The sequence below is a fragment of the Pseudomonas sp. Pseusp88 genome (genome assembly GCF_047303955.1).
Classification (GTDB): domain Bacteria; phylum Pseudomonadota; class Gammaproteobacteria; order Pseudomonadales; family Pseudomonadaceae; genus Aquipseudomonas.
Genome location: NZ_JBGLYM010000131.1, coordinates 1 through 258, shown reverse-complemented (window position 1 = coordinate 258; position 258 = coordinate 1). Strand labels below are relative to the sequence as shown.

General features: G+C 52.7%; 1 tRNA gene. It reads left to right on the top strand.

Annotated elements, in window-relative coordinates:
- Positions 1–181 precede the first annotated feature (181 nt).
- Positions 182–258, top strand: a tRNA-Pro gene (locus tag ACCD02_RS32760).

The following is a 258-nucleotide window of genomic DNA, read 5'->3' as shown; positions in this document are numbered from 1 at the left end:
TCGTTAGCTCAGTTGGTAGAGCAGTTGGCTTTTAACCAATTGGTCGTAGGTTCGAATCCCACACGACCCACCATTTTTGGCCTCAACATTAATGTTGGGGCCGAATCTTATAGATCTGATGCCTTGTGCGCCAGATCGCAGGCAGAGAGCTTGTCTCGGAGCTGCCTTGTAAAGTTTCAACCGGGGTATAGCGCAGTCCGGTAGCGCGCCTGCTTTGGGAGCAGGATGTCAGGAGTTCGAATCCCCTTACCCCGACCA